The 1722-nt window shown below is 68.8% G+C and carries 3 protein-coding genes; all 3 read left to right on the plus strand.

Features of this window, described 5'->3' with window-relative positions; genetic code table 11:
* Positions 1–665: riboflavin biosynthesis protein RibF (ribF, locus tag I71_RS17235; RefSeq protein WP_042696072.1), on the plus strand; the 665-nt coding region annotated here is incomplete at its 5' end.
* A gap of 16 nt (positions 666–681) precedes the next feature.
* A complete protein-coding gene (locus I71_RS38840; RefSeq protein ID WP_199902203.1) occupies positions 682–858 on the plus strand; it encodes a hypothetical protein in 177 nt (58 codons plus the stop codon).
* Between the two features lie 80 nt (positions 859–938).
* A partial coding sequence (locus tag I71_RS17240) for a multidrug effflux MFS transporter (protein ID WP_042696073.1) occupies positions 939–1722 on the plus strand: 784 nt, incomplete at its 3' end.

Consider the following 1722-nt stretch of genomic DNA (forward strand, 5'->3'; position numbering starts at 1 on the left):
ATTTCGACGACGATTTCCGCCACAAGACCGCGCAGGCCTTCGTCGACGATATTCTGGTCGGCGGGCTGGGTGTGCGGCATGTCGTCTGCGGCTATGACTTCCTGTTCGGCCACAAGCGGTCGGGCAATCCCGCCTTCCTGCTGCAGGCCGGGCGCGCCCAGGGCTTCGGCGTGACCGAGGTCGGGCCGGTGTCCGACGAGCAGGGCGGCGTCTATTCCTCCACCCGCGTGCGCGACGCGCTGACCGCCGGCCGGCCGCAGGAGGCCGCTCATGTGCTGGGCCATCCCTGGGAGATCGAGGGGCGCGTCGTCCATGGCGACCAGCGCGGCCGCACCATCGGTTTCCCGACCGCCAACATCGAGCTGGGCGAGTATCTGCGCCCGGCCTTCGGCGTCTATGCGGTGCGCGCCGGCGTCGACCGTGGCGGCGAGACGGTCTGGCTGCCGGGCGTCGCCAACCTGGGCGCCCGCCCGACGGTCGACGGCACGGTCGCCCGGTTGGAGGCCCACCTGTTCGATGTCGACCTCGACCTGTACGATCTGCATCTGCGGGTCCAGATGATCGACTTCCTGCGGCCGGAGATGAAGTTCCCCAGCTTCGCCGCGCTGAAGGACCAGATCGTCCAGGACGCCGCCGCCGCCCGCGCCGTGCTGGCGGCCGGCTGACCGGGAGGGGCGTGCAATGGAACGGGTCTTGATGCTGCTGTTCATGCTGAACCAGGGCGGCCCGACCACGCTGGAGTTCGCCAGCCTGGAGCAATGCAGGGCGGCCGAGCCGATCATCATCCAGAATTACCGCGAGATGACCGGCAACACCGTGCTGTCGCGCTGCATCCGCATGGTGCTGCCGGCCAAGTGACCTGAAGGTCGGCGATCCGCGCTGGCGGCGGTGGTTTCCTCTGATACAGTGCCGCCCCGCCTCCCCGCCGCAAGCCGACCATGCCCCGTCCAGACTCCCTGTCCATCCGCATCCTGCTGACGGCGCTCGTCGCCTTCGGCCCGCTGTCCACCGACCTCTACTTGCCGTCGCTGCCCGCCCTGGTGCGGATATTCGGCACCGATGTCGCCACGGTTCAGCTGACGCTGTCGATCTTCCTGGTCGGCTTTGCGGTGTCGCAGCTGGTCTATGGCCCGATGTCCGACCGCTTCGGCCGCCGCCCGACCCTGTTGGTGGGGGTGAGCATCTATCTGGTGGCCAGCGCCGTCTGCGCCATGACCAGCAGCATCGAGGCGCTGATCGCCGCCCGCTTCTTCCAGGCGCTGGGCGCCTGCTGCGGCCCGGTGGTGGCCCGCGCGGTGGTGCGCGACGTGTTCGGGCGGGATCGGGCGGCGACGGTGCTGGCTTATATGTCGATGGCGATGGCGCTGGCCCCGGCGGTGGGTCCGATGCTGGGCGGCGTGCTGACGGAGGGGTTCGGCTGGCGCGCGAACTTCGTGCTGCTGACGATCTTTGCCTGCGGCATCCTCGGCACCATCTGGTCGATGCTGGACGAGACCAACACCCATCGCGACGAGGAGGCGCTGCAGCCCGGCCGGCTGGCCGCCAATTACCTGCTCCTGCTGCGCAACCGCGGCTTCGTCGGCTATGTGCTGGTCGTCGCCTTCTCCTACAGCGGCATCTTCTCCTTTATTTCCGGCTCGTCCTTCGTCCTGATCGAGCAGCTGCACCTGACACCGGCGCAGTATGGCGCCGGCTTCGGCGCGGTGGTGCTGGGCTACATGC

It is taken from the genome of Azospirillum sp. B506 (assembly GCF_000333595.1).
In the GTDB taxonomy this organism is placed as follows: domain Bacteria; phylum Pseudomonadota; class Alphaproteobacteria; order Azospirillales; family Azospirillaceae; genus Azospirillum.